At 68.4% G+C, this 22968-nt stretch carries 23 protein-coding genes; 7 read left to right on the top strand and 16 right to left on the bottom strand.

The annotated features are described in order from the left end of the window. Nucleotides 1–107: 107 nt before the first annotated feature. On the top strand, nucleotides 108–443 hold the full coding sequence (locus BEP68_RS11660) for a hypothetical protein (RefSeq protein WP_187250057.1): 336 nt from the start codon (nucleotides 108–110) through the stop codon (nucleotides 441–443). A gap of 61 nt (nucleotides 444–504) precedes the next feature. Here BEP68_RS11660 and guaB read toward each other — a convergent pair whose 3' ends face one another. After that, on the bottom strand, nucleotides 505–2007 hold the full coding sequence (guaB, locus tag BEP68_RS11655) for an IMP dehydrogenase (RefSeq protein ID WP_053098958.1): 1503 nt from the start codon (nucleotides 2005–2007) through the stop codon (nucleotides 505–507). A 300-nt stretch (nucleotides 2008–2307) separates the two neighbouring features. Between guaB and BEP68_RS11650 the strand changes: the two genes are divergently transcribed. The 4 genes from BEP68_RS11650 to BEP68_RS11635 are packed head-to-tail and all read left to right on the top strand — an operon-like array spanning nucleotide 2308 to nucleotide 6380. Further along, entirely contained in the window at nucleotides 2308–3624 is a 1317-nt protein-coding gene (locus BEP68_RS11650) for a branched-chain amino acid ABC transporter permease (RefSeq protein ID WP_042539449.1), read from the top strand. A 5-nt stretch (nucleotides 3625–3629) separates the two neighbouring features. Beyond that, a complete protein-coding gene (locus BEP68_RS11645) occupies nucleotides 3630–4607 on the top strand; it encodes a branched-chain amino acid ABC transporter permease (protein ID WP_053098957.1) in 978 nt (325 codons plus the stop codon). A 46-nt stretch (nucleotides 4608–4653) separates the two neighbouring features. Next, entirely contained in the window at nucleotides 4654–5619 is a 966-nt protein-coding gene (locus tag BEP68_RS11640) for an ABC transporter ATP-binding protein (RefSeq protein ID WP_053099395.1), read from the top strand. After that, nucleotides 5616–6380 carry an ABC transporter ATP-binding protein gene (locus BEP68_RS11635; protein ID WP_053098956.1) on the top strand — a complete coding sequence of 255 codons (765 nt, stop codon included), beginning with the start codon at nucleotides 5616–5618 and terminating at the stop codon, nucleotides 6378–6380. Before BEP68_RS11640 ends, BEP68_RS11635 begins: the two co-directional genes overlap by 4 nt. Nucleotides 6381–6498: 118 nt before the next feature. Here BEP68_RS11635 and BEP68_RS11630 read toward each other — a convergent pair whose 3' ends face one another. The 3 genes from BEP68_RS11630 to groES form a co-directional block, all read right to left on the bottom strand. Further along, nucleotides 6499–7776, bottom strand: a complete 1278-nt coding sequence (locus BEP68_RS11630; protein WP_053098955.1) for an ABC transporter substrate-binding protein — start codon at nucleotides 7774–7776, stop codon at nucleotides 6499–6501. Nucleotides 7777–7920: 144 nt separating this feature from the next. After that, the gene (rarD, locus tag BEP68_RS11625; protein ID WP_187250056.1) at nucleotides 7921–8859 is read right to left on the bottom strand and encodes an EamA family transporter RarD; all 939 of its coding nucleotides are present in this window, start codon (nucleotides 8857–8859) and stop codon (nucleotides 7921–7923) included. Nucleotides 8860–9002: 143 nt separating this feature from the next. Then, on the bottom strand, nucleotides 9003–9299 hold the full coding sequence (gene groES, locus BEP68_RS11620; RefSeq protein ID WP_039394204.1) for a co-chaperone GroES: 297 nt from the start codon (nucleotides 9297–9299) through the stop codon (nucleotides 9003–9005). A 143-nt stretch (nucleotides 9300–9442) separates the two neighbouring features. On the opposite strand from groES, the gene BEP68_RS11615 reads away from it, so the two are divergent. Then, nucleotides 9443–10651, top strand: coding sequence for a THUMP-like domain-containing protein (locus BEP68_RS11615; RefSeq protein WP_187250055.1), 1209 nt, complete (start codon nucleotides 9443–9445; stop codon nucleotides 10649–10651). Nucleotides 10652–10665: 14 nt separating this feature from the next. Here the strand turns inward: BEP68_RS11615 and BEP68_RS11610 are convergent, their stop codons facing one another. The 11 genes from BEP68_RS11610 to coaA all read right to left on the bottom strand — a co-directional run bounded on the left by BEP68_RS11610 (nucleotide 10666) and on the right by coaA (nucleotide 20580). Beyond that, nucleotides 10666–11889: a hypothetical protein gene (locus BEP68_RS11610; protein WP_187250054.1), complete on the bottom strand. Its 1224-nt coding sequence runs from the start codon at nucleotides 11887–11889 to the stop codon at nucleotides 10666–10668. After that, nucleotides 11873–12934 carry a hypothetical protein gene (locus tag BEP68_RS11605; protein ID WP_187250053.1) on the bottom strand — a complete coding sequence of 354 codons (1062 nt, stop codon included), beginning with the start codon at nucleotides 12932–12934 and terminating at the stop codon, nucleotides 11873–11875. Before BEP68_RS11605 ends, BEP68_RS11610 begins: the two co-directional genes overlap by 17 nt. Before the next feature lie 3 nt (nucleotides 12935–12937). Then, nucleotides 12938–13450 (bottom strand): hypothetical protein, encoded by a 513-nt coding sequence (locus BEP68_RS11600; RefSeq protein WP_053098950.1) that lies wholly within the window; start codon nucleotides 13448–13450, stop codon nucleotides 12938–12940. Beyond that, on the bottom strand, nucleotides 13450–14520 hold the full coding sequence (gene tsaD, locus BEP68_RS11595; protein ID WP_187250052.1) for a tRNA (adenosine(37)-N6)-threonylcarbamoyltransferase complex transferase subunit TsaD: 1071 nt from the start codon (nucleotides 14518–14520) through the stop codon (nucleotides 13450–13452). Before tsaD ends, BEP68_RS11600 begins: the two co-directional genes overlap by 1 nt. Then, nucleotides 14517–15023: a ribosomal protein S18-alanine N-acetyltransferase gene (gene rimI / locus BEP68_RS11590; protein ID WP_053098948.1), complete on the bottom strand. Its 507-nt coding sequence runs from the start codon at nucleotides 15021–15023 to the stop codon at nucleotides 14517–14519. The genes tsaD and rimI overlap by 4 nt, the downstream gene beginning before the upstream one ends. Continuing rightward, nucleotides 15020–15643, bottom strand: a complete 624-nt coding sequence (tsaB, locus tag BEP68_RS11585) for a tRNA (adenosine(37)-N6)-threonylcarbamoyltransferase complex dimerization subunit type 1 TsaB (RefSeq protein ID WP_187250051.1) — start codon at nucleotides 15641–15643, stop codon at nucleotides 15020–15022. Before tsaB ends, rimI begins: the two co-directional genes overlap by 4 nt. Nucleotides 15644–15663: 20 nt before the next feature. After that, the gene (tsaE, locus tag BEP68_RS11580; RefSeq protein ID WP_187250050.1) at nucleotides 15664–16161 is read right to left on the bottom strand and encodes a tRNA (adenosine(37)-N6)-threonylcarbamoyltransferase complex ATPase subunit type 1 TsaE; all 498 of its coding nucleotides are present in this window, start codon (nucleotides 16159–16161) and stop codon (nucleotides 15664–15666) included. After that, on the bottom strand, nucleotides 16158–17264 hold the full coding sequence (gene alr, locus BEP68_RS11575; protein WP_187250049.1) for an alanine racemase: 1107 nt from the start codon (nucleotides 17262–17264) through the stop codon (nucleotides 16158–16160). Before alr ends, tsaE begins: the two co-directional genes overlap by 4 nt. Beyond that, nucleotides 17261–17620, bottom strand: coding sequence for a holo-ACP synthase (locus BEP68_RS11570; RefSeq protein ID WP_053098944.1), 360 nt, complete (start codon nucleotides 17618–17620; stop codon nucleotides 17261–17263). The genes alr and BEP68_RS11570 overlap by 4 nt, the downstream gene beginning before the upstream one ends. Nucleotides 17621–17731: 111 nt before the next feature. After that, entirely contained in the window at nucleotides 17732–19579 is a 1848-nt protein-coding gene (gene glmS, locus BEP68_RS11565) for a glutamine--fructose-6-phosphate transaminase (isomerizing) (RefSeq protein WP_053098943.1), read from the bottom strand. Nucleotides 19580–19635: 56 nt separating this feature from the next. Beyond that, a complete protein-coding gene (gene coaA / locus BEP68_RS11560) occupies nucleotides 19636–20580 on the bottom strand; it encodes a type I pantothenate kinase (protein WP_053098942.1) in 945 nt (314 codons plus the stop codon). A gap of 36 nt (nucleotides 20581–20616) precedes the next feature. Between coaA and BEP68_RS11555 the strand changes: the two genes are divergently transcribed. After that, nucleotides 20617–21561 (top strand): Ppx/GppA phosphatase family protein, encoded by a 945-nt coding sequence (locus BEP68_RS11555; protein WP_187250048.1) that lies wholly within the window; start codon nucleotides 20617–20619, stop codon nucleotides 21559–21561. Nucleotides 21562–21595: 34 nt separating this feature from the next. Here the strand turns inward: BEP68_RS11555 and glmM are convergent, their stop codons facing one another. Beyond that, the gene (gene glmM, locus BEP68_RS11550) at nucleotides 21596–22954 is read right to left on the bottom strand and encodes a phosphoglucosamine mutase (protein ID WP_053098940.1); all 1359 of its coding nucleotides are present in this window, start codon (nucleotides 22952–22954) and stop codon (nucleotides 21596–21598) included. Nucleotides 22955–22968: the final 14 nt, after the last annotated feature.

The raw sequence follows: 22968 nt of genomic DNA, 5'->3' as shown, positions 1-22968 counted from the left end.
ACGGCCGCCCCTCTCGAAACGGAGCGACCATGACCGACTCGACGCGGCCCGAAGACCCGCAGTACAGCCCTCCCGCGTGGGACTGAGCGCGACCGGCGGATGCCGCCGTGGATCCTGCCGCCTACCCGATGGCCGGCCCGGGACAGCCCACGCCGTACACCTCCCCCGCCGGGCAGGGGCTGGCGGTCGCGGGACTCGTCCTGGCCTTCGTCATCGCTCCGCTCGGACTGATCCTGAGCATCGTCGCCGCCGTCAGGCTCGGCAAGGCCGGGGCACCGCGCGGCCTCGCCATCGCGGGAATCGCGGTCGGCGCCGTCATCACCGTCATCTGGATCATCGGCATCATCGTGCTCGTGAGCGTCTTCGCGAACCTGTTCGCGATGTGCGCCGACCTCGGTCCGGGCGTGTGGCAGGTCGGCGGAGTCACCTACACCTGCAGCTGAGTTCGCAGCCGAACGAGAAAGGGGCCGGATGCGATCGCATCCGGCCCCTTCTCGATTCGTCTCAGCGCTTGTAGTTCGGCGCCTCGACCACGATCTGCACGTCGTGCGGGTGCGACTCCTTGAGACCCGCCGCGGTGATGCGCACGAACTTGCCGCGCTGCTTGAGCTCTTCGATGGTGCGGGCTCCGACGTAGAACATCGACTGCCGCAGTCCGCCGACCAGCTGATACGCGACGGCCGACACGGGGCCGCGGTACGGCACCTGTCCCTCGATGCCCTCGGGGATCAGCTTGTCGTCGCTGGGCACGTCGGCCTGGAAGTAGCGGTCCTTCGAGTACGAGGTCTGCTTGCCGCGGGTCTGCATGGCCCCGAGGGAGCCCATGCCGCGGTACTGCTTGAACTGCTTGCCCGACTGGAAGACGATCTCGCCCGGCGACTCGTCGGTGCCGGCGAGCAGCGAGCCGAGCATCACGGCGTCAGCACCCGCGACGAGCGCCTTGGCGATGTCACCGGAGTACTGCAGACCACCGTCGGCGATCACAGGGACGCCGGCCGGACGTGCGGCGAGCGACGCCTCGTAGACGGCCGTGACCTGGGGCACGCCGACGCCGGCGACGACGCGCGTCGTGCAGATGGAGCCTGGCCCCACGCCCACCTTGACCGCGTCGACACCTGCGTCGATGAGCGCCTGAGCGCCCTCGCGGGTGGCGACGTTGCCGCCGATGACGTCGATGTGCGCGAAGCTCTCGTCCGCCTTGAGCCGCGTGACGAGGTCGATCACGCCCTGTGACTGGCCGTTGGCCGTGTCGACGACGAGGACGTCGACTCCGGCGTCGCGCAGCGCCTCTGCGCGCTCCCAGGCATCGCCGAAGAAGCCGATGGCCGCGCCGACACGCAGACGACCCTGGTCGTCCTTCGTGGCGAGCGGGTACTTCTCGCTCTTGTCGAAGTCCTTGATGGTGATGAGACCGGCCAGCTTGCCGTCCTCATCGATGAGCGGCAGCTTCTCGACACGGTGATGCGCGAACAGGGCGATGACCTCGCCGGCGGCGACGCCCACCGGTGCGGTGACGAGACCCTCCGACGTCATGACGTCCTTCACGAAGGTGGTCTGACGCTCGAAGCCCGAGACGAAGCGCATGTCGCGGTTGGTGATGATGCCGACGAGGCGGCCGTCGGGGTCGACGACCGGCAGACCGGAGATGCGGTACTTGGCGCAGAGCGCGTCGACCTCTTCGACGGTCGCGTCGGGCGACGTCGTGATCGGGTCGGTGATCATGCCCGACTCGCTGCGCTTGACGCGGTCGACGTGGGCCGCCTGATCGGCGATGGAGAGGTTGCGGTGCAGGATCCCGATGCCGCCCTCTCGCGCCATCGCGATGGCCATGCGGGATTCGGTGACCGTGTCCATGGCGCTGGAGAGCAGCGGAGTCGCGACCGAGATACGGCGAGTGATCCGCGACGAGGTGTCTGCCTCGCTGGGGATGACGTCGGTGTGCCCGGGAAGGAGCAGCACATCGTCGTACGTGAGTCCGACGAAGCCGAAGGGGTCGTGCTGGTCCATGGATAGTCCTCCTGCGGGCGCGATCTGGGGCGAGGGTGTACCAATTCTAAGTGCGGAGCGGCTGAGGAAATTCCCTGCGCCCGCTGACATCGCGCGCAGGACGCCCCGGATGACCTATCGGTATTTCGCAACTTCGTGATGGGATCGTTCTCACCGTGAGCAGATCGTGCCTTGGTCGAAACAGAGCCGACACATTACGCTCATACCGTCGTACATCAGGGCCGATGAACAACTCCGTCATGGCCTGTGTACTGGGCTGGAGGTTCTGTGCGTCCGACGATCTCGGCGAATCGAAGCGGAATGCGGTGGGTCATCATCCTGCTCGCGTCGCTCCTCGCCATCGCTTTCCTGTGGTTGCAGCCTCCGGCTGCGGCTTCCGCCGAAGAAACGGACGACGGCCAGGAGATCACAGACTTCTACTTCGCCGGTGTCATCACCTTCGATGACGACCCCGTCGAAGGCGTCGTGATGACGATCGAGGGCGGCGGCTTCGAAGGCGAGACCGAGACCGACGCCGAGGGCAAGTGGCGCCTGTACGTGCCCGAGAAGGACACGTACACGCTCACCGTCGACGAGGAGACCCTCCCCGACGGCGTGATCGTCGATGCGGCGCAGCTGCCCGAGGGCACCCAGCCCATCGCGGGCACGACGGCGTCGTTCGAGGTCGAGTTCGGCCTGACCGGCACGAAGATCCTCAACCTCTTCCTCGGTGAGGGCGAGAGGATGACGACGTCCTTCATCGACCAGCTCCTCTCACGTCTCGTGGGCGGCCTGAACTTCGGTCTGCTGCTGGCGCTGGCCTCCATGGGCGCGGCGCTCATCTACGGCACGACGCGGCTGTCGAACTTCGCTCACGCCGAGATGGTCACGTGGGGCGGCCTGGTCGCCCTCGTGACGACGAGCTTCTGGCATCTGCCGCTGTGGCTCGGCATCATCGCCGCCGTGATCGGAGGCGGTCTCTTCGGCTGGGCCCTGGATGCCGGCATCTGGCGTCCGCTGCGACGACGAGGCCTCGGTGTCGTGCAGCTGATGATCGTCAGCATCGGTCTGTCTCTCGCCCTGCGCTATGCGTTCCAGTACATGATCGGTGGTGGCACGCGCCAGCTCCCGGGGGCCAGCCCCGAGCCGTTCCGTTTCGGTCCGATCTCGCTGTCCTACATCGACCTGATCGGCATCGTGGTCAGCATCGTCGTGATCGTGGGCGTCGCGTTCTTCCTCACCCGCACCCGCATCGGTAAGGCGACCCGCGCCATCTCCGACAACCCGCAGCTCGCCGCAGCATCCGGCATCGACGTCGACAAGGTCGTGCGCTACGTCTGGATCCTGTCCGGCACGCTCGCCGCCATCTCCGGCATCCTCTGGGCCTACTTCCGCCCCGGCGTGAAGTGGGACATGGGCATGCAGATGCTGCTGCTCATCTTCGCCGCCATCACCCTCGGCGGGCTCGGCACGGCGTTCGGTGCGCTCGTCGGCTCCCTCATCGTCGGCATCGCGGTCGAGGTCTCCACCCTCTGGATCCCCTCGGATCTGAAGTATGCGAGCGCCCTGGTCGTGCTCATCGTGATCCTCCTCGTCAGACCTCAGGGCCTGCTGGGACGCAGGGAAAGGTTGGGCTGATCGCCATGGACTTCGGAAGCATCTTCTCGAACACAGCCGTCTATCTGTTCAGCCCCGTCACCCTCGCCTACGCGCTGGCGGCGACCGGTCTGGCCGTGCACTTCGGCTATGCGGGCCTGCTCAACTTCGGCATGGCCGCCTTCATGGCGGTCGGCGGATACGGCTACGCGATCTCCGTGCTGACCTTCGGGCTCCCCTGGTGGGTCGGCATGCTCATCGGTCTCCTGGGGGGCGCGTTCTTCGCAGTCCTCCTCGGAATCCCGACGCTGCGGCTCCGTGCCGACTACCTCGCCATCGCGACGATCGCCGCGGGTGAGATCGTACGACTGCTCTTCACCACCCAGATCTTCGACGAGTACACCAACTCGGCCGACGGTCTCGCGCAGTTCAACGGCGGGTTCCGCGACGCCAATCCGTTCCCGCCGGGCACCTACGGCTTCGGACCGTGGACCTACAGCGCGAACGACCTGTGGAACCGGGTGTTCGGACTCATCGTGCTGCTCGTCGCGATCCTGCTGGTGTGGTCGCTCATGCGCAGCCCGTGGGGACGCGTCCTCAAGGGAATCCGCGAGGATGAGGATGCCGTGCGCTCGCTCGGCAAGAACGTCTTCGCGTACAAGATGCAGGCGCTCGTCGTCGGTGGCGTGATCGGCGCAGCCGGAGGAATCGTCTTCGTCCTCCCCTCGGCTGTCGTGCCGGGCAGCTACACGACCTCGCTCACGTTCTTCCTGTGGACGATCCTGCTGCTGGGCGGCGCGGCCACCGTGTTCGGCCCGACGCTCGGGGCCATCCTCTTCTGGGTCGTCTTCGCTTTCATGGCGAACCTGCTCCCGGCGATGGCGAGGTCCGGAATCCTGCCCATGTCCGACAGCCAGGCCTCGACCCTGGTGTTCATCTTCGTCGGCATCGCCCTGATGCTGCTCGTGATCTTCCGACCTCAGGGCATCCTCGGAGACAAGAGGGAGATGACCTTTGTCAAATGAACTGACCCCCGACGAGAGCGCCCAGACGGCGCCCGCGACCGGCAGCATCCGCCGACCGAAGACCACCGGACTCGCCAAGGGCCCTGCGGCCCCCGGCGTGCCGAAGGTCGATCCCATCCTGATCGCGGATGCCGTGCAGCGGCGCTTCGGCGGTCTGACGGCCGTCGACGTCGACCACGTCGAGATCCCTCGCGGCGCCATCACCGCTCTGATCGGCCCGAACGGAGCAGGGAAGACGACCCTGTTCAACCTGCTCTGCGGTTTCGACAAGCCGAACAGCGGGACCTGGTCGTTCGACGGCACGAGCCTCTCGGGCGTCCCCTCCTTCAAGGTGGCGCGCATGGGACAGGTGCGCACGTTCCAGCTGACCAAGTCGCTGTCGCTGCTCACGGTGCTCGAGAACATGAAGCTCGGTGCTCCGGGACAGCGCGGCGAGGGCTTCTGGTCGAGCCTGTTCCCGTTCCTGTGGCGCAAGCAGGATCAGGAGATCGAGGTCAAGGCCCGCGAGCTGCTGGCCCGCTTCAAGCTCGACGCCAAGGAGAAGGACTTCGCCGCGGCGCTCTCGGGCGGCCAGCGCAAGCTCCTCGAGATGGCGCGAGCGCTCATGAGCGATCCGACCCTGGTGATGCTCGACGAGCCGATGGCCGGCGTCAATCCGGCGCTGACCCAGTCGCTCCTCGATCACATCCTCGACCTCAAGGGCCTGGGCATGACCGTGCTGTTCGTCGAGCACGACATGCACATGGTCCGCCACATCGCCGACTGGGTCGTGGTCATGGCCGAGGGCAAGGTCGTCGCCGAGGGCCCGCCCGACGAGGTCATGGAGGACCCGGCCGTGGTCGACGCCTATCTCGGCGCCCACCAGGACCTCGATCTCGGTGCCGTGACCGGTCGCATCCCCGTGATCGAGAACGCCACCGCCGCCAAGCTCCGCGAGCAGATCGAAGCAGAAGCCGAGGCGGAGCTCGAAGCGACGAGCACGCCGGATCACGACCAGAAGGACAACGCATGAGCGCCGAGACCTCCGCTGCGGCACCGCGAACGGACGACATCGTCGTCGAGCTGAAGGACGTGCACGCCGGCTACCTGCCCGGTGTGAACATCCTCAACGGCGCCAACCTCGTCGCCCGACAGGGCGAGCTGATCGGCATCATCGGCCCCAACGGCGCCGGCAAGTCGACCCTGCTGAAGGCGATCTTCGGGATGGTGAACGTCCGCAGCGGCGAGATCACCGTGAACGGAGAGAGCATCATCGGGTTGAAGGCCGACAAGCTCGTCAAGCGGGGCGTCGCCTTCGTGCCGCAGACGAACAACGTGTTCCCTTCGCTCTCGATCGAGGAGAACCTGCAGATGGGGCTGTATCAGAACCCCAAGATCTACGCCGAGCGCCTCGAGTTCGTCACCGGCATCTTCGCCGAACTCGGCAAGCGCCTCAAGCAGCGCGCCGGGTCGCTCTCGGGCGGCGAGCGGCAGATGGTGGCGATGTCGAGGGCACTCATGATGGACCCGTCGGTGCTGCTTCTCGACGAGCCCTCCGCCGGCCTCTCCCCCGTGCGTCAGGACGATGCGTTCATCCGCGTCTCCGACATCAACAAGGCGGGCGTGACGACGATCATGGTCGAGCAGAACGCGCGGCGCTGCCTGCAGATCTGCGACCGCGGCTACGTGCTCGACCAGGGCAAGGACGCGTACGAGGGCACCGGACGCGACCTGCTGAACGATCCGAAGGTCATCGGCCTCTACCTCGGAACTCTCGGCACCGACGCCGCCTGAGGGCTCCCACGACAGAGGGGCGGATGCGACTCGCATCCGCCCCTCTTCTGTCCCCTCGCGCAGCGGGCACGCACACGACGAAGGCCCCGGATCGAGGATCCGGGGCCTCCGCTCGTGATCAGTTGGTGCGGGAGATCAGGTTGTCGGCGCCGTACTCGTACGTGCCGATCGATGCACCCTGCGGGTCGCCGTTCTCATCGAACGTGATCTCGCCGGAGTAGCCGTCGTAGTCGGCGGTTCCACCGTCGTTGATGATCGCCGCGCAGTCCTCGAAGCTGGTGCACTTCTCACCGTCTCCGCTGCCGCCCGAGACCTCGGCCATCTTGGCCGCGATGTCCGCGCCCTCGGTCGAACCGGCGGCGAGAGACGCGAGTGCGACGAGCACGACCGCGTCGTAGGCCTCGGCCGCGTAGGTGAAGTCGTTGACCTCGGGGTTGCCCTCACCGGTCCAGAACGTCTGCAGACGGTCGGTGAAGTCGTCCTCGAGCGCCGGTCCCGGCTTCGTGCCCTGTGCGCCCTCGAGCGAGAACGGGAAGTTCGTGTCGGGCGAGGAGCCGTAGTCCGACAGGTTTCCGTCGACGAGGTAGAACTTGTCGGGCGAGATGCCGGCGTTGACCAGCAGCGGGGCGATGGTCTTGAACTGGTCGAACGACACGATCGCGACGGCGTCGGGGTTCTGAGCCTTGATCGTCTCGACCTGTGCGTCGAACTGACCGTCACCGACGTTGTACGACGCGTCAGCGACGACCTCGCCACCCGCGTTCTCGAACGTCGACTTGATGTTGTCGAACAGTCCGGTTCCGTAGGCGTCGTTCTGGTAGATCACGCCGAGGGTCTTGTGTCCGTCTTCGGCGATCAGGTTGCCGAGGACCTCACCCTGCAGAAGGTCGCTGGGCGCGGTGCGGAAGTAGAGACCGTTGTCGTCCCAGTCGGTGAAGTCCGGGCCGGTGTTCGAGGCCGAGATCTGCAGGATGCCGGCGCTGACGTTTCCGTCGAGGATCAGGCGTGAGACGCCCGACGCCGCGGCACCGACGATGGCGGTGACGCCCGCGCCCTGGAGCTTGCTGATCGACGTCTCGTAGGCCTTGGTGTCGGTGTCGCCTTCGTCTTCAGCCGTCAGGTTGATCGTGACGCCGGCAGCAGCATCGTTGACCTCCTTGACCGCGAGGCCGACGCCGGATTCCATGGGCGGGCCGAGGAACGACAGCGAACCGGTCTGCGGCAGCAGCGAGCCGAGCTCGAGCGTGAGGTCGGCCGACGATCCGCCGCCGCCGCCACCGTCGGACGGCTCCTCAGAGGGCGTGCCGCTGCAGCCTGCGACGACGATCGCCGAGACGCTCAGCAGCGCGACTCCGGCGAGAATCTTGGCGCTGCGCGAGCGCGTGAATGAGGTCATGATGCTCCCTTGCGTGACTGGCCGTGGATTGTGACCACGGTCGGGTGCTCTAACACTAGGACTGAAAGGCTTCGCGTAGGGGTCGCCGATGTTTCGGTGCGTTAACGATCCGACACCGAGTTTCCGGACGGGTGAACCGGGAGTTCAGACGAGTGTCGGCTGATCGATCCGGCGTCCGCGACGCGCGGCGAGCAACAGGTCGATCAGGAACACGAGGATCGCGACCCAGACGATGATGAAGCCCGCCCACCGCTCGGCCGGCATCGGCTCGCCGAGCACGACCGCGCCGATGATGAACTGCATGACGGGGGTGATGAACTGGATCATCCCGATGACGGTGAGGTTGATGCGCCGGGCGCCCGCGGCGAAGAGCAGCAGGGGCACCGCCGTGGCCACACCGGCGAACGCGAGAAGCACCGCATGCCACGCACCGTGCGAGCCCATCGTGATCCCGGCGGGGGTGGCGGCGACGAGGATCAGCTGCACGACGGCGATCGGGATCAGCCAGAACGACTCGAGCGTGAGTCCGCTGACCGCATCGACCGCGGGGCCGATCTTCTTCTTGATGAGTCCGTAGACGCCGAACGAGGCGGTCAGCGAGAGGGCGATCCACGGGAACTCGCCGTAGAAGAGGACGATCACGATCACGGCGACCGCCGCGATGCCGATCGCCGCCCACTGGAGCCTGCGGATGCGCTCCTTGAGCACGAACACCCCGAGCAGCACGGTGGTGATCGGGTTGATGAAGTACCCGAGGCTGGTCTCCACGATGTTCCCGGAGAGGGTTCCGATGAGGAACACCTGCCAGTTGACGTAGATCAGGACACCCGCCAGAGCCGTCCATCCCAGCAGCCTCGGCTGTCGGACGATGACGCCGAAGGCGGCCCAGCCGCGCATCACGGTGAGGAGGAGCAGGCAGAAGACGAACGACAGCAGCACGCGCCACGCGACGACCTCCCACGGACCGGTGGGCACGAGCAGCAGGAAGTAGAGGGGCAGCACGCCCCAGAGCAGATACGCTCCCCCCGCGTACGCGACTCCCGCCGTCTGAGTGGCTCGGGAGGCGGCATTCGTCGGGGTCACCGCACAACCCTATGCCCGTCGCCGCGCCGCCTCCGCCCCACGAGACCCGCCGTCCGGACATTGGCAGGAATCGATGCACCGGTGGCCGAACACGCAGGAAGGCCCGGATGCGTGATGCATCCGGGCCTTCCGAAGACGTTGTCTCAGCGGACGACGACTGCGAGCACGTCGCGAGCCGACAGGACGAGGTACTCGTCTGCGCCGAACTTCACCTCGGTGCCGCCGTACTTGCTGTAGAGCACACGGTCGCCCACGGCGACGTCGAGCGGAACGCGGTTGCCGTTGTCATCGATGCGGCCGGGGCCCACGGCCACGACCTCGCCCTCCTGGGGCTTCTCCTTGGCGGTGTCGGGGATGACCAGGCCACTCGCGGTGGTCTGCTCGGCCTCGACCTGCTTGATGACGATGCGGTCCTCGAGCGGCTTGATGGAAACCGACACGGTCTACCTCTTCTTTCTTGACGCTGACAGGAAGACTTTTCGCACTCTCAACCCGAGAGTGCTAATCCAGTCTAGGCGTTCCGCTGGCACTCACGCAATGCGAGTGCCAATGCGGCGAACAGCCCGCCGCCTAAGCTGGGGCAGTGGAGATCTCCGAGCTGCGCGCACTGCTCACCCCCGAGGGCCTGAAGGCGCTGGACGAACTCGGCCCCGTCGACGAGGTCGCCGACGTCGCTCGGATCGTATCCCGGCTGCGTGCGGCCGGCCACTCGCCCGAGCTCGTCTCGGCCGTGGTCGGACAGGCACGACTTCGCACCAAGGCGAAAGGCAAGTTCGGCGACTTCGCGGCCCGGATGCTGTTCACCCGGGCCGGACTCGAACAGGCGACACGGCTGGGCGTGGCCGCCCGGCATGCCCAGCGGATGCGCCGCGCCGGCATCACTCGCGTCGCGGATCTCGGCTGCGGCATCGGCGGGGATTCTCTTGCCTTCGCCGGTGCAGGGCTCGACGTCGTCGCCGTCGACGCCGACGAGGTGACCTCGGCGATCGCGGCGTACAACCTGGCGCCTCTCGGAGACAGCGCGAGGGTGATCCACGGCACGGCCGAGGCGCACGTGCCCGTCGAGGGCGACGAGAACCAGGCGATCTGGATGGATCCGGCCCGCCGCACCGCCGGGCACAGCGAGACGCGCCGGGTCTCGTCCGATGACTACTCTCCGCCGCTGGACTGGGCCTTCGATGTGGCCTCGCGCACATCGACGGGCATCAAGCTCGGTCCCGGTCACGACCGCGATTCGCTTCCCGTCGACGCCGAGGCGCAGTGGGTGAGCGCAGACGGCAGCGTGGTCGAGCTCGTGCTCTGGACGCGCGCTCTCGCCCGCGACGGCATCCGCCGTTCCGCCCTCGTGATCCGCGGCGAGCGATCACATGAACTCACCGCAGGCGCCGACGCCGTCGACGAGCCCGTGCGCGAACTCGGCGCGTTCCTGCACGAGCCGGACGGGGCGGTGATCCGGGCGCGTCTGATCGGCGATGTCGCGCGCAGCCTCGACGCGGGAATGCTCGACGAGCGCATCGCGTACCTCACCTCCGACGCCGCCGTCACCAGTCCGTTCGTGCAGTCGTTCCGGGTGCGCGAGACGATGCCGGCGAACCCGAAGGCGATCAGCGCCGTCCTCAAGTCGAACGACATCGGCTCCCTCGAGATCAAGAAGCGCGGCATGGACATCGACCCCGCGGCCTTCCGCAAGAAGCTGGCGCTGCGGGGCGAGCAGACCGCGACGCTGATCCTCACTCGCGTGGGTGATCAGCGACGAGCGATCCTCGCCGATCGGGTGCCGGCAGCCGGCTGACGTCTCCCCGGCGCCTAGCCCTCGGTGTCGTCTGACGGGATGTCGACCTGGATCGGATCCTGGAATTCGCCGCCGAGCTCGAGCGTCTCACCGGGCCTCACCGTCTGCTCTGCCGTCGCCGTCGTGCTGTCTCCGGACACCACGAGGTAGGGCATGCCGTTCAACGTGTACGCGAGACGCACGCTCCAGTCGGAGATCATCCCTCCGGCCTCGTCCACGATGGTTCCGGCGACCTCGATGACGTCCGCCGACGATTGTCCCTCGCTCGCCGGGCGGCATTCGACGGCCTGGACGGCATCGACGATGAGGCAGTCCTGGATGTCGTCGCTCTCGACGCGCTGTGCGCGCCAGACCGGGGCATCGCGGAAGTACCCGACGACCGAGAAGGAGAACTCTTCGAAACCCTCCTCGACCAGCTGCTCGGCGCGTTCCCGCTCGTCGCCCTGGAACTGCGACAGCCAGGACTTCTCGTCCGAACGCCATCGCTGGATGATGCCGACGACCTCCCCGTTCATCGCTCGCGCGGCGGACGCCCAGATCTCCTCGAGGCCCTCGTCCCCCTCCCCCGGCACCGCGACGCTCGCGTTCAGGCCGATGCCGTTCCCGTTGTCGAGATCGGCCGCGGGCTGGCACTGATCCGCCGACTTGTCGGCGGCGTCGAGCGTCAGGCACACCGTCTCGCCGTCGTCCTTCGTCGCGTACCAGACGAGGGCGTCCTCGTCCTGTCCGATCGCGCGCAGACTGCCCGGGTCGAACCCGCCCTCGGCCTGCAATTCCGCACGCCGCTCCTGCTGCGCGGAAGTCAACGCGACGGCATCGCCGGAACGCCCGAAGAGCGCCCAGCCGGTGCCGAGACCGATCACGAGCAGAAGTGCGGATGCCGCGGCGACCGCCTTCCAGTGCTGACGGAATGCCGCGCGGAGGCCTCCGGTCTCGGTGGACCGACTTCCGTCGTCCGCGTGTTCGCCGGGCGCGCTGGGGGAAGCGTCGGCGACGGGTGCCTGACCGTCACGGAACGGCGTTTCCGACGTCGGCGGCTCGTGGGCCGGTCCCTGCCCGACCGGCGCGTCGAGCCGGTCACGCGGGCCAGGGTCGACCCGGTCAGGCCTGCCAGGCTCGCCGCGCAGCGATTCGAGCTCTCTCAGCCTCGCCGCCTCGGCCTCGGTCAGGCCACCGTCGCGGCCGTACGCTTTGACCTGCAGCCCGCGCAGCTCGGCAGAGTCACTCTCCTGCAGCATCGTCGCCCTCCCAGCCCTTCGTCACGGTCAGGTACTGCTGACCGTAGCCGAACCGGTACTCGTAGCGGGTCGTCTTCCCCTCACCCACGACGTCGAGCACGAGCGTACTGTCCGCGTCGGCGAGCATGATGCTGTCATCGCAGGCCATCGGAGGGTCGGGCATCGACCCGTCGTAGACGAGACAGTACCTCTGCGTGGACATGTCGATCCCCGTCCAGATCGGCACGTCGTCGTCGTAGCCGGCGACCAGGATCGTCCGCCGGTCCAGTCCCGTCCGCTCGGCGAGGGCGGTCGCCGCCGCCGCCTCGTCGGGGCTGGCGAACATCGCCGTGGACTGCGGCGAGGTGATGTAGCTGCGGGTGACGACCGCCGGCTCGCCGGCCGGCGTGAGGAACATCTGCGCCTCGACGTCATAAGTCTGACTCTGGCTCACGGGTTTCGTGAGAGTGGCATTCACGCCCTGGACCACGGCCTGCTCCCGCGTCGTGCACGCGGGAGCCGTCGCGTCCTCGTGTCCGAGCACCAGGCACACGTCAGCGCTCTCGTTCTTCGTCGCGAACCAGATCACGACGCCTTCTTCCTCCGCCATGGCCCGCACCGACCCCGGGTCGAAGTCCCCCGATGCGACGATCGCGCTCTGCCACTCCTCCTGCTGGGCGCTGAGCTGCATCGGCGCGGGACCCCGGTCGGTGAAGAGAAGCCAGCCCAGCGCGAGGCCGATGACCGCGAAGGCCGTGGCGACCGCGACCGCGAGACGCCGATGGTGTCGCAGCGCGATGAGCGGGGACTCACCCTGGGCCTCGATGTCCACGGCCGCCTCGGGAGGTGACGCGATCCGCTCCTCCTCGGCATTTCCCCGCGGAGCGTGCGCAGGGTCCGGCGCACGCGTCTCCGGACTTCTCGTCGCCGGCGGCCCCGCCAGACGCGTCTTCGCGGATTCCAGCTCGCGCAGCCGCGCTGCGTCCGCCGCGCTCAACGCCCCCGCACGGCCGTACGCCCGCGCCTGGAGCGCGCGCAGCTCGACGGATCGGTCCGCGTCGAGCATCGGCTATCCGAGTCTCTCGAACTGCATCCCGGCCCAGACGAGCCAGCCGAGGCTGTAGACGGTCGCACACAGACCGAGGACGAGCGCCCAACGAGCGATGGCGCGGCTCTCGACCGGTCGGCGCAGCGACATGATCGACGCGATCACGGCGACGATGGCGATCGGGATGCCCCAACCGACGAAGAACGACGCGGCCAAGGCGACGACCGCCGCCATCAGCGCCCAGGGAGCGAGGCGGGTGTCGTCCACGGCGGACGTGCCCGTCGCCGGCTCCCAGTCGCTCTCCCGACCGATGTCCTCGGCGACTGGCCCCGTGACGACCACCGGCTCGACTCCGACCGGGCCGGTGGGGAGCTTCGTGTATCCCTCGCGGCGCGACCCAGGTATGCGTGCCGACCCCGCCGGATGCTCGACCTCGCCGCTCGGGCGCTCGATCCTGGTCGGCGGCACCGCGGCACTCGAGGCGGGCCCCGGTTCTGCACCCGCCCTATCCGGAGTGCGAGGCACGTCGCTCATCACATCACCGCGACGCGCTCGTCGACCTGGATCTCGGTGACGGGAAGCGTCGAGTCGGCTCCGAACGCCAGCGTCGACGGGCGACGGCCGGACGCGATGAGCTCCGCGGCGAGCGCCGCGATCATCGCGCCGTTGTCGGTGCACAGCGACAACGGCGGGATGCGCACCGTCACGCCGGCCTTCTCCGCCCTCGCGAGGGCGACCTCGCGGAGTCGTCGGTTGGCGATCACTCCTCCACCGAGCAGCAGGCGGGGCACGCCGAGGTCTGCGCACGCGGCGAGCGCCTTCGTCACGAGCACATCGACGACCGCCTCACGGAAGCTCGCGGCGACGTCGGCGACGGGCACGGGAACGCCGTCTGCCTCGCAGCGCTCGACCCAGCGCGCGACAGCGGTCTTGAGCCCGGAGAAGGAGAAGTCGTAACGGTGCTTCGCGAGGTCGGAGGCGCGCGAAAGACCTCGAGGGAAGCGGATCGCGTTCGGATCTCCGTCGAGTGCCGCGCGATCGATCTCGGGTCCGCCGGGGTACGGCAGCGACAGCAGTCGGGCGACCTTGTCGAACGCCTCCCCCGCGGCATCGTCCATGGTCTCGCCCAGCATCTCGACGTCGGTCGTGAGATCGCGCACGTGCAGCAGCGAGGTGTGCCCGCCCGATACCAGCAGCGCGATCGTCGGGTACTCCAGCGGCTCGGAGTCGAGAGTCAGGATGTCCGCGGCGATGTGTCCGACCAGGTGATTGACCGCGTACAGCGGCTTGTCGAGCGACACCGCCAGACCCTTGGCGGCACCGACGCCGACCATGAGCGCTCCCGCGAGGCCGGGTCCGCTCGTGACGGCCACGGCGTCGAGGTCGCCGAGCCGCACCCCGGCCTCGGCCAGGGCGGCATCGATCGAGGGTTGCAGTGCCTCGAGATGGGCGCGGGCGGCGACCTCGGGAACCACTCCGCCGTAGCGGGCGTGCTCGTCCATGCTCGACGCGATCGTGTTCGAGAGCAGCCTGCGTCCGCGGACGATCCCGATGCCGGTCTCGTCGCAGCTCGTCTCGATGCCCAGCACCAGCGGCTCGGTCATGAGGTCGCCTCCTTCGCGGCATCCGACGCCGTCTCATCTCGATGCTCGGAGCGCGGATGCTGCAGGGCGAGGCGCATCACGATCGCGTCGACGTCGTCGGGCTGGTAGTAGCGGGGGCGACGTCCGATCTCCTCGAACCCCTCCGAGCGGTACAGCCCCTCGGCACCGGGGTTGTCTGCCCGCACCTCGAGGAAGACCTCTCTGGCTCCGCGTTCCACCGCGGCATCGAGAAGGGACCGCAGAAGCGCCCGGCCGCGGCCGCGACCGCGGTGCTCGACGTCGAACGCGATGGTCTGGATGTCGGCGTCACTCGACCCCTGCAGTGCACGGACTCCGCCGTAGCCGATGATCGCGCCGTCCTGCTCGTCGACCAGATAGCGTCCGTGCGGGCTCGCGAGCTCCAGGGCCATCGCCTCCGAGCTCCACGCGTCGGTGGGGAACGAGCGGTGCTCTATCGCCATGATGGCGTCGAGATCGTCTGGCGTCGCGTCGCGCAGCGTCATGACCCCACCTTCTTGGGCGCTCCCGGCACGGTGACGTCGGGCTGACGCAGATAGATCGGCTCGGTGCCCGCGAGTGTGCGCCCGGCAGCCAACGCCCTCGCGCCCACGCGAGCCAGATCGACGCCCGACAGCGTCTCCACATCGATACGGCGGATCCCCTGGAGGTGCTCGTCGGCGTCGACGCGTGCGACCAGCACGGTGTCGGTGATGACGTGCGGGATGCCGTCGGCATCCGTTCCGTCGAAGACGGTGATGGCGACCTCTCGGCGGCGGGCGTCCGTCACGATGGCGAACGGCCCGGTCACGGCGTGATGCTCGACGGCCGTGAGCGCTGCGGCGAAGTGGCTCGGCACGGGGACGACGGGGATGCCACGCCCCAGCGCGAACGTGCGTGCCGTCGCGATGCCGATGCGGAGTCCGGTGAACGGCCCCGGGCCCATACCGGCCACCACATGATCGATCGGGCCTGATCCGGGCGCGTCGAGGGCCCGCACGAGAAGCTCGCCGATGACCTCCGCGTGACGGAGCGGATCGGCGGACGAGGCATCTGACAGACGCGTGCCGTCGTCGTCGATGAGGGCGACGGCGGTGCCCAGGGAGGTGTCGACGGCGAGGATCACCTCTCCAGGGTAGTCGTCGTTCAGCCGGTGATCGCTGAGCGTCCGCCACGCGTGATCGACACGTGCCGCGGTGCGTCGGCGTCGAGCTCCGAGGGGTCGAGCTCGTCGTCACCGCCGACGGGACGCTCCAGCTCGATGTCCCACCAGGTCTCGGCCAGGTCCTCGGCCATCCCGCGTCCCCACTCGATCACCACGACCGATCGTGCGAGGTCGAGGTCGAGATCGTCGAGCTCTGCCCCTGAGCCGAGCCGGTAGGCGTCGACGTGCACGAGCGGCGCGCGTCCGACGAGCGAGGGGTGCGTGCGCGCGATCACGAAGGTGGGGCTCTGCACGGGGCCGCGTACGCCCAGACCCTCCGCGAGTCCGCGGGTGAACGTCGTCTTGCCTGCGCCGAGCGGGCCGGTGAGGATCAGCAGGTCGCCCGCTTCGAGCTGCTCGCCGATGCGGAAGCCGAGCTGCTCCATCGCGTCCGAGGTCTCGATCTCGCGGAGCCCCAGGAAGGACGGGTCGACGCTCATGCCGACCGCCGGGGAACACGGGCGCCGATGCGCGTCACGATCTCGTAGTCGATGGTCGATGCGGCGTTCGCCCACTCCGATGCCGAGGGCACGCCGAGCGTCGGGTCGCCGAACAGCACGACCTCGTCGCCGATCGACACCGGGGCGTCCCCGACGTCCACGACGAACTGGTCCATGGCGATGCGGCCGACGTTCGTGTATCGGCGTCCGGCGATCGATACGGGCAGGCGCCCGGATGCGTGGCGCGGCACGCCGTCGGCGTATCCCAGCGGGACGAGCACCAGGGTCGTGTCACGGGAGGTGCGGTGGTCGTATCCGTACGACACCCCGGCGCCGGCCGGCACGCGGCGGACGGCGGCGATCGCCCCCCGCAGCGTCATGGCCGGGCGAAGCCCCAGCTCCGCAGAAGAGCGGTCGTCGAACGGCGAGAGGCCGTAGATACCGATGCCGATGCGCACGGCATCCAGACGCATCTCCGGCAGGTCGATCGCGGCCGCTGTCGCCGCGATGTGCCGGATCTCGGGATGGATGCCGAACGACGCCGCCGCCGTGACCGCCTCCTCGAACTTCGCGAGTGCCGCCCGGTCGTCCTGGGGCGACGTGTTCGAGAGGTGGCTGAAGAGCCCGACGATGCGCAACCGCCCGATGCGTTCGAGGCGCGCGGCTTCGGCGAGCACACGACGCCAGTCCGCCGGGGCGATGCCGTTGCGCGACAGCCCGGTCTCGAACTTGAGGTGCACGCCGACCGGGCGGTCGACCGAGGCGACCGCTCCCGCCGCTTCGAGCTGGTCGAACGACGAGATTCCCACCTCGATGTCGTGCGCCGCAGCCTGGTCGAAACGCTCGCCCGGCGCGTGCAGCCAGGCGACGATCGGAGCGGTGATGCCCTGACGACGGAGTTCGAGCGCCTCAGGGATCTCGGCGACCCCCAGACGAGTGGCACCCCCGGCGAGGGCGGCGACGGCAGCCGCGGCAGCCCCGTGGCCGTAGGCGTTCGCCTTCACGACGGCGATGACCTGCACGCCGGTGAGTCTGCGGAAATGGCGGACGTTGTCGCTGATGGCATCCGGCTCGATGCGGGCTTCGCGGAACGGAACGGTCACAGCGGCTCTCCTTCGGCGACCACGAACGCTGCGGCGAGCCCCGCGTCATGGGTGAGGGTCAGGTGCAGTCGGGTGATCCCGCGCTCTGCGACGACGTCGGCGGTGGAACCGGAGAGCACGAAATGCGGGCGGCCGGATGCCTCGGAGGCGATCTCGATCTCGATCCAGTGCACGCCGTCAGAGCCGCCGAGCGTCTTGATCAGGGCTTCCTTCGCGGCATAGCGCGCGGCGAGCGACGGCAGCCGGAGACCCCGCTCCCCCGGCGCGAACAGCCGCTCCCGAAGCCGCGGCGTGCGCTCCATCGTCCGCTCGAACCGCGGGATGTCCACGAGGTCGATGCCGGTCCCGATGATCACCAGTTCAGCCTAGTCGCGGCATCCCGAATCGGTCGGCCCAGCCTCTGCACGGTGCCCGTGCCCCGGATGGGTGACGTGTCTCGATGAGCGGCCACTGGAGGCCGACGACGCTTACTCGACGGTGACGGACTTGGCGAGGTTGCGCGGCTGGTCGACGTCGAGCCCCTTGGCCGTGGCGAGCGCCATCGCGAAGATCTGCAGCGGGACGACAGCGAGCAGCGGCTCGAACATCGCGCCGGCGAGCGGGATGCGGATGACCTCGTCGGCGAACGGCAGCACGGCCGCATCGCCCTCTTCCGCCACCACGATCACTCGAGCTCCGCGAGCGCGGATCTCCTGGATGTTCGAGACGACCTTGGAGTGGACCACAGCCGAGTGCCGAGGCGAAGGCACCAGCACGAAGACGGGCTGTCCGGGCTCGATCAGCGCGATCGGGCCGTGCTTCAGCTCGCCGGCGGCGAAGCCCTCCGCGTGGATGTACGAGATCTCCTTGAGCTTCAGCGCGCCTTCGAGTGCGATCGGGAAGCCCACGTGGCGACCGAGGAACAGCACCGAACGAGTGTCGGCCATCCAGCTCGCGAGCTGGGTGACATGCTCCTGCTCGCTCTCGAGGACCTTGGCGATCTTCTCGGGAAGTGCGGTGAGCTCGGCGACGTCGACCGACGCATCCTGGACGGAGCCGCGCACGCGCCCCACGTGCAGGCCGAGCAGCAGCAGAGCGGTGATCTGCGCGGAGAAGGCTTTCGTCGACGCCACTGCGACCTCGGGCCCGGCGTGGGTGTAGACCACCGCATCGGACTCGCGAGGGATCGTCGCACCCTGCGTGTTGCAGATGGAGAGGGTGCGCGCGCCGCGCTCCCTCGCGTACTTGACGGCCATCAACGTGTCCATCGTCTCACCGGACTGGCTGATCGAGATCACGAGGGTGTCGTCGCCGATCACCGGGTCGCGGTAGCGGAACTCGTGCGCCAGCTCGACGTCGACGGGGACCCGCGCCCACTGCTCGATCGCGTACTTGCCGACGAGCGCCGAGTACGCGGCCGTACCGCAGGCGGTGATGATGATGCGGTTGATGCCGAGGAACAGGTCGTCGAGCCCGTCGAGCTCGGGGATCACGACCTGGTCGCCCTGGATGCGGCCACGGATCGTGTTGGCGACCGCCTCGGGCTGCTCGGCGACCTCCTTGGCCATGAAGCTCGACCAGCCGCCCTTCTCGGCGGCGGCGGCGTCCCACGAGACGTCGAACGGCTCGGCCTCGACAGGCGTGCCGGCGAAGTCGGTGACGGTGACGGCGTCCGGGGTGATCGAGACGATCTGGTCCTGGCCGATGGCCAGTGCCTTGCGGGTGTGCTCGATGAACGCGGCGACGTCGGAGCCGAGGAAGTTCTCACCCTCGCCGAGGCCGATCACCAGGGGCGAGTTGCGGCGAGCACCCACGACCAGGCCCGGGTGGTCCTGATGCATCGCGAGCAGGGTGAAAGCGCCCTCGAGGCGGTTGACGACGGCGCGGAACGCGCCCTGCAGGTCTCCGCCGTTGTTGCGGTACTCGCGGCCGAGCAGCGCGGCAGCGACCTCGGTGTCGGTCTCGCTGCGGAAGCTGACGCCATCGGCGAGCAGCTCGTCGCGGAGCGAGGCGAAGTTCTCGATGATGCCGTTGTGGATCACGGCGAGCTTGTCGTCATCGGCGAGATGCGGGTGCGCATTCTCGTCGGTGGGCCCACCGTGGGTGGCCCAGCGGGTGTGCCCGATGCCCGTGTTGCCGTCCGACAGCTCGGCATCCTTCAGCGAATCGCGCAGCATGGCGAGCTTTCCCGCCTTCTTGCGCATCCCGAGGGAACCGTCGCCGTCGATGACGGCGACACCCGCGGAGTCATACCCGCGGTACTCGAGACGGGCGAGGCCTGCGAGCAGGATGTCCTGGCTGGGCCGCGGGCCCACGTATCCGACGATTCCACACATGTCGTCAAGAGTAAGGCGGGCTTTTTGCGAAGGTTCCGAACGAAATAGCCGACCGGTCAGAGCTTCCGCAGGAGCACGCTCTCGACGCTGTGGTCGACGCCCTTGTTGAGCACGAGACGCGCGCGATGCTTGGTCGGCATCACGTTCTCGACCAGGTTCGGCATGTTGATCTCGTTCCAATAGCCGAGAGCCGTCGTGATCGCCTCGTCATCGGTCAGGTGGGCGAAGACGTTGAAGTAGGACGAGGGATTCGAGAACGCGCCCTGGCGCAGTGCGAGGAACCGATCGACGTACCACTTCTCGATGTGCGAGGTGTCGGCGTCGACGAAGATCGAGAAGTCGAAGAGGTCGCTGACGGCCACGTCATTGGGGGCGGGCGGCGGCTGGAGGACGTTCAGGCCCTCGACGATCACGACGTCGGGGCGACGGACGACCACATGGGCGTCGGGGACGATGTCGTAGCGCATGTGCGAGTAGAACGGCGCCCGCACCTCTGCCGCACCGCTCTTCACCTCGGTGAGGAACTCGAGCAGCGCCCTCCGGTCGTAGGACTCCGGAAAACCCTTGCGCTCCATCAGGCCCCTGCGCTCGAGCTCGGCATTCGAATACAGGAACCCGTCCGTCGTCACGAGCTCGACGCGAGGGGTGCCCGGCCAGCGGCTCATCAGCTCGCGCAGCAGACGGGCGATCGTCGACTTGCCGACGGCGACCGAGCCGGCGACTCCGACCACGAACGGGGTCGTGGAATCGTCCTCCTGAAGGAACGAGCTGGTCGCGGCGCCCAGCCGCTTGGTGGCCGTCGCGTAGAGGCTCAGCAGTCGACTGAGCGGCAGATAGACCTCGCGCACCTCGGCGAGGTCGAGCCGGTCGCCGATGCCCCGGAGTTCGACGACCTCGGTCTCGGTGAGCGGCTGGTCGAGTCCCGCCGCCAATCGCGCCCATTCATCGCGCCCGATCTCGCGATACGGAGACAGCGGCAGCGTGGGGTCGGCGGTGGTCACGGATACATCGTAACGGCGCACGAGTAGTCTCTATCCGTGCGCCTGGGAGTACTCGACATCGGTTCCAACACCGTCCACATGCTCGCCGCCGACGTCCGCCCCGGCGGCAGGCCGCTGGCGACCACCAGCGACCGCACCGTCCTGCGCCTGATGCGCTACCTCACCGATGACGGATCGATCTCGGAAGAGGGGGTGCGCGCACTCGAAGCGGCCGTGGCCCAGGCGCGCGCGGTCGCGGACGCCGAGCGGGTCGATGAGCTGCTCGCCACCGCGACGAGTGCGGTGCGCGACGCCCGGAACGGCGCCGACGTGATCGCCCGCATCGAAGCCGCCCTCGGCCAGCCTCTGCAGGTGCTCGATGGAGAGACCGAGGCCGAACTCACCTTCCTCGCCGTTCGGCGCTGGTTCGGCTGGTCGGCAGGCCAGCTCCTTCTCCTCGACATCGGCGGTGGATCGCTCGAGGTCGCGGCGGGCGGCGACGAGCTTCCCGACGCCGCGGCATCCGTCCCACTCGGAGCCGGTCGGATGACCGTGCAGTTCCTTCCGCAGGACCCGCCGGGCGAAGACGACGTCGAGCGGCTTCGCGAGCACGCGAGCGCCACCCTTGCCGAGGTGCTTCCCCGATTCACCGCGCTCCCGCGGCCCGATCACGTCGTCGGCTCCTCGAAGGCGATCCGATCTCTGGCTCGACTGGCCGGCTATCCGGTTCCCGGCTGGTCGGGGATCCAGCGCATGGTGCTGCCGCGAGCAGCGCTGGGATCGTGGATCCCTCGACTCGCTCGCCTGCCCGCTTCCGCGCGGCAGGAGCTGCCCGGGATCACGGCGGATCGCACGTTCCAGATCGTCGCCGCCGCCGTATCGCTGCACACGGCCATGACGGCGCTCGACGTCGACGAGCTCGAAGTGTCGCCGTGGGCTCTGCGCGAGGGCGTGCTGCTGAGATACATCGAGCAGTTGAACTGGAGCGCGCCGCGCGACTGACCAGGGGTCGGTGCCGCACGGCGCGCTCGACGGTTCAGAGGGAGAGGCGCTCCCGCACCACATCGACGAGGCGGTCCGCGTACGACTGCGCGGATTCCGCATCCGGTGCCTCGACCATGACTCGGACGAGAGCCTCGGTGCCCGACTTGCGCAGGAGCACCCGGCCCGTCTCGCCGAGTTCGGCTGCGACCTCGCGAACGGCCTGCTGCACGACGGCATCGGACTCGAGCGCGTCCTTGTCGACGTCGCGGACGTTGATCAGCACCTGCGGGTAGACGGTCATCACGCTCGCGAGCTCGGCGATCGTCTTGTTCTGGCGCGCCATCTCGGCGACGAGGTGGAGCCCTGTGAGCAGACCGTCACCGGTGGTCGCGAACTCGCTCATGATGACGTGTCCGGACTGCTCTCCGCCCAGGGCGTAGCCGCCCCGGTTCATGTCCTCGAGGACGTAGCGGTCGCCCACCGCGGTCTGTCGAACCGTGATCCCCTGCTCGCGCATGGCGATGTGCAGACCCAGATTGCTCATCACGGTGGCGACGAGGGTGTCGTCGGTGAGGTGACCGCGTTCCTTCATCGCGACCGCGAGGATCGCCATGATCTGATCGCCGTCGATGACGTTGCCCTGAGCGTCGACAGCCAGGCATCGATCGGCATCGCCGTCATGCGCGATCCCGATGTCGGCACCGAGACGGACGACAGCCTCGGCGAGCTGGTCGAGGTGCGTCGAACCGACGCCGTCGTTGATGTTCCAGCCGTCCGGATCGGCACCGATCACGGTGACATCGGCCCCGGCATCGCGGAAGGTCTCCGGCGAGACGCCGGATGCGGCGCCGTGGGCGCAGTCGAGCACGACCTTGATGCCGTTGAGCCGGTTCGGCAGCGAGCCGAGCAGGTGGACGACGTAGCGGTCTTCGGCGTCGGAGAATCGGATGATCCTGCCCACGCCGGCACCGGTCGGACGCAGCTTCTCGCCGGCCATGGCCTCTTCGATCCGCTGCTCGACGACATCGGGCAGTTTCACGCCGCCGCGGGCGAAGATCTTGATCCCGTTGTCGGGTGCCGCATTGTGCGAGGCCGAGATCATCACACCGAAGTCGGCGTCGCGGTCGGCGACGAGGAACGCGAGAGCCGGCGTCGGGATCACTCCGGCCTCGAGCACGTCGACGCCGGAGGATGCGAGTCCTGCGGAGACGGCAGCGGTCAGGAAGTGACCGGAGACGCGGGGGTCGCGGGCCACGACTGCAGTGAGTCGCTTGCCTTCGGCTTTACGAGCCTCCGCAGTACGGCCCTGGCCCAGGACGACAGCAGTCGCCTGGGCCAGGGTGAGCGCGAGGTCGGCGGTGAGGATGCCATTGGCAAGCCCTCGCACGCCGTCCGTGCCAAAGATCGGCATCGGAGCGGTGGACC

This window comes from Microbacterium sp. 4-7 (assembly GCF_014332665.1).
Taxonomy (GTDB): domain Bacteria; phylum Actinomycetota; class Actinomycetes; order Actinomycetales; family Microbacteriaceae; genus Microbacterium.
Note: the sequence above shows the minus strand (reverse complement) of the source record. Positions and strands in the feature narration are given on the sequence as shown.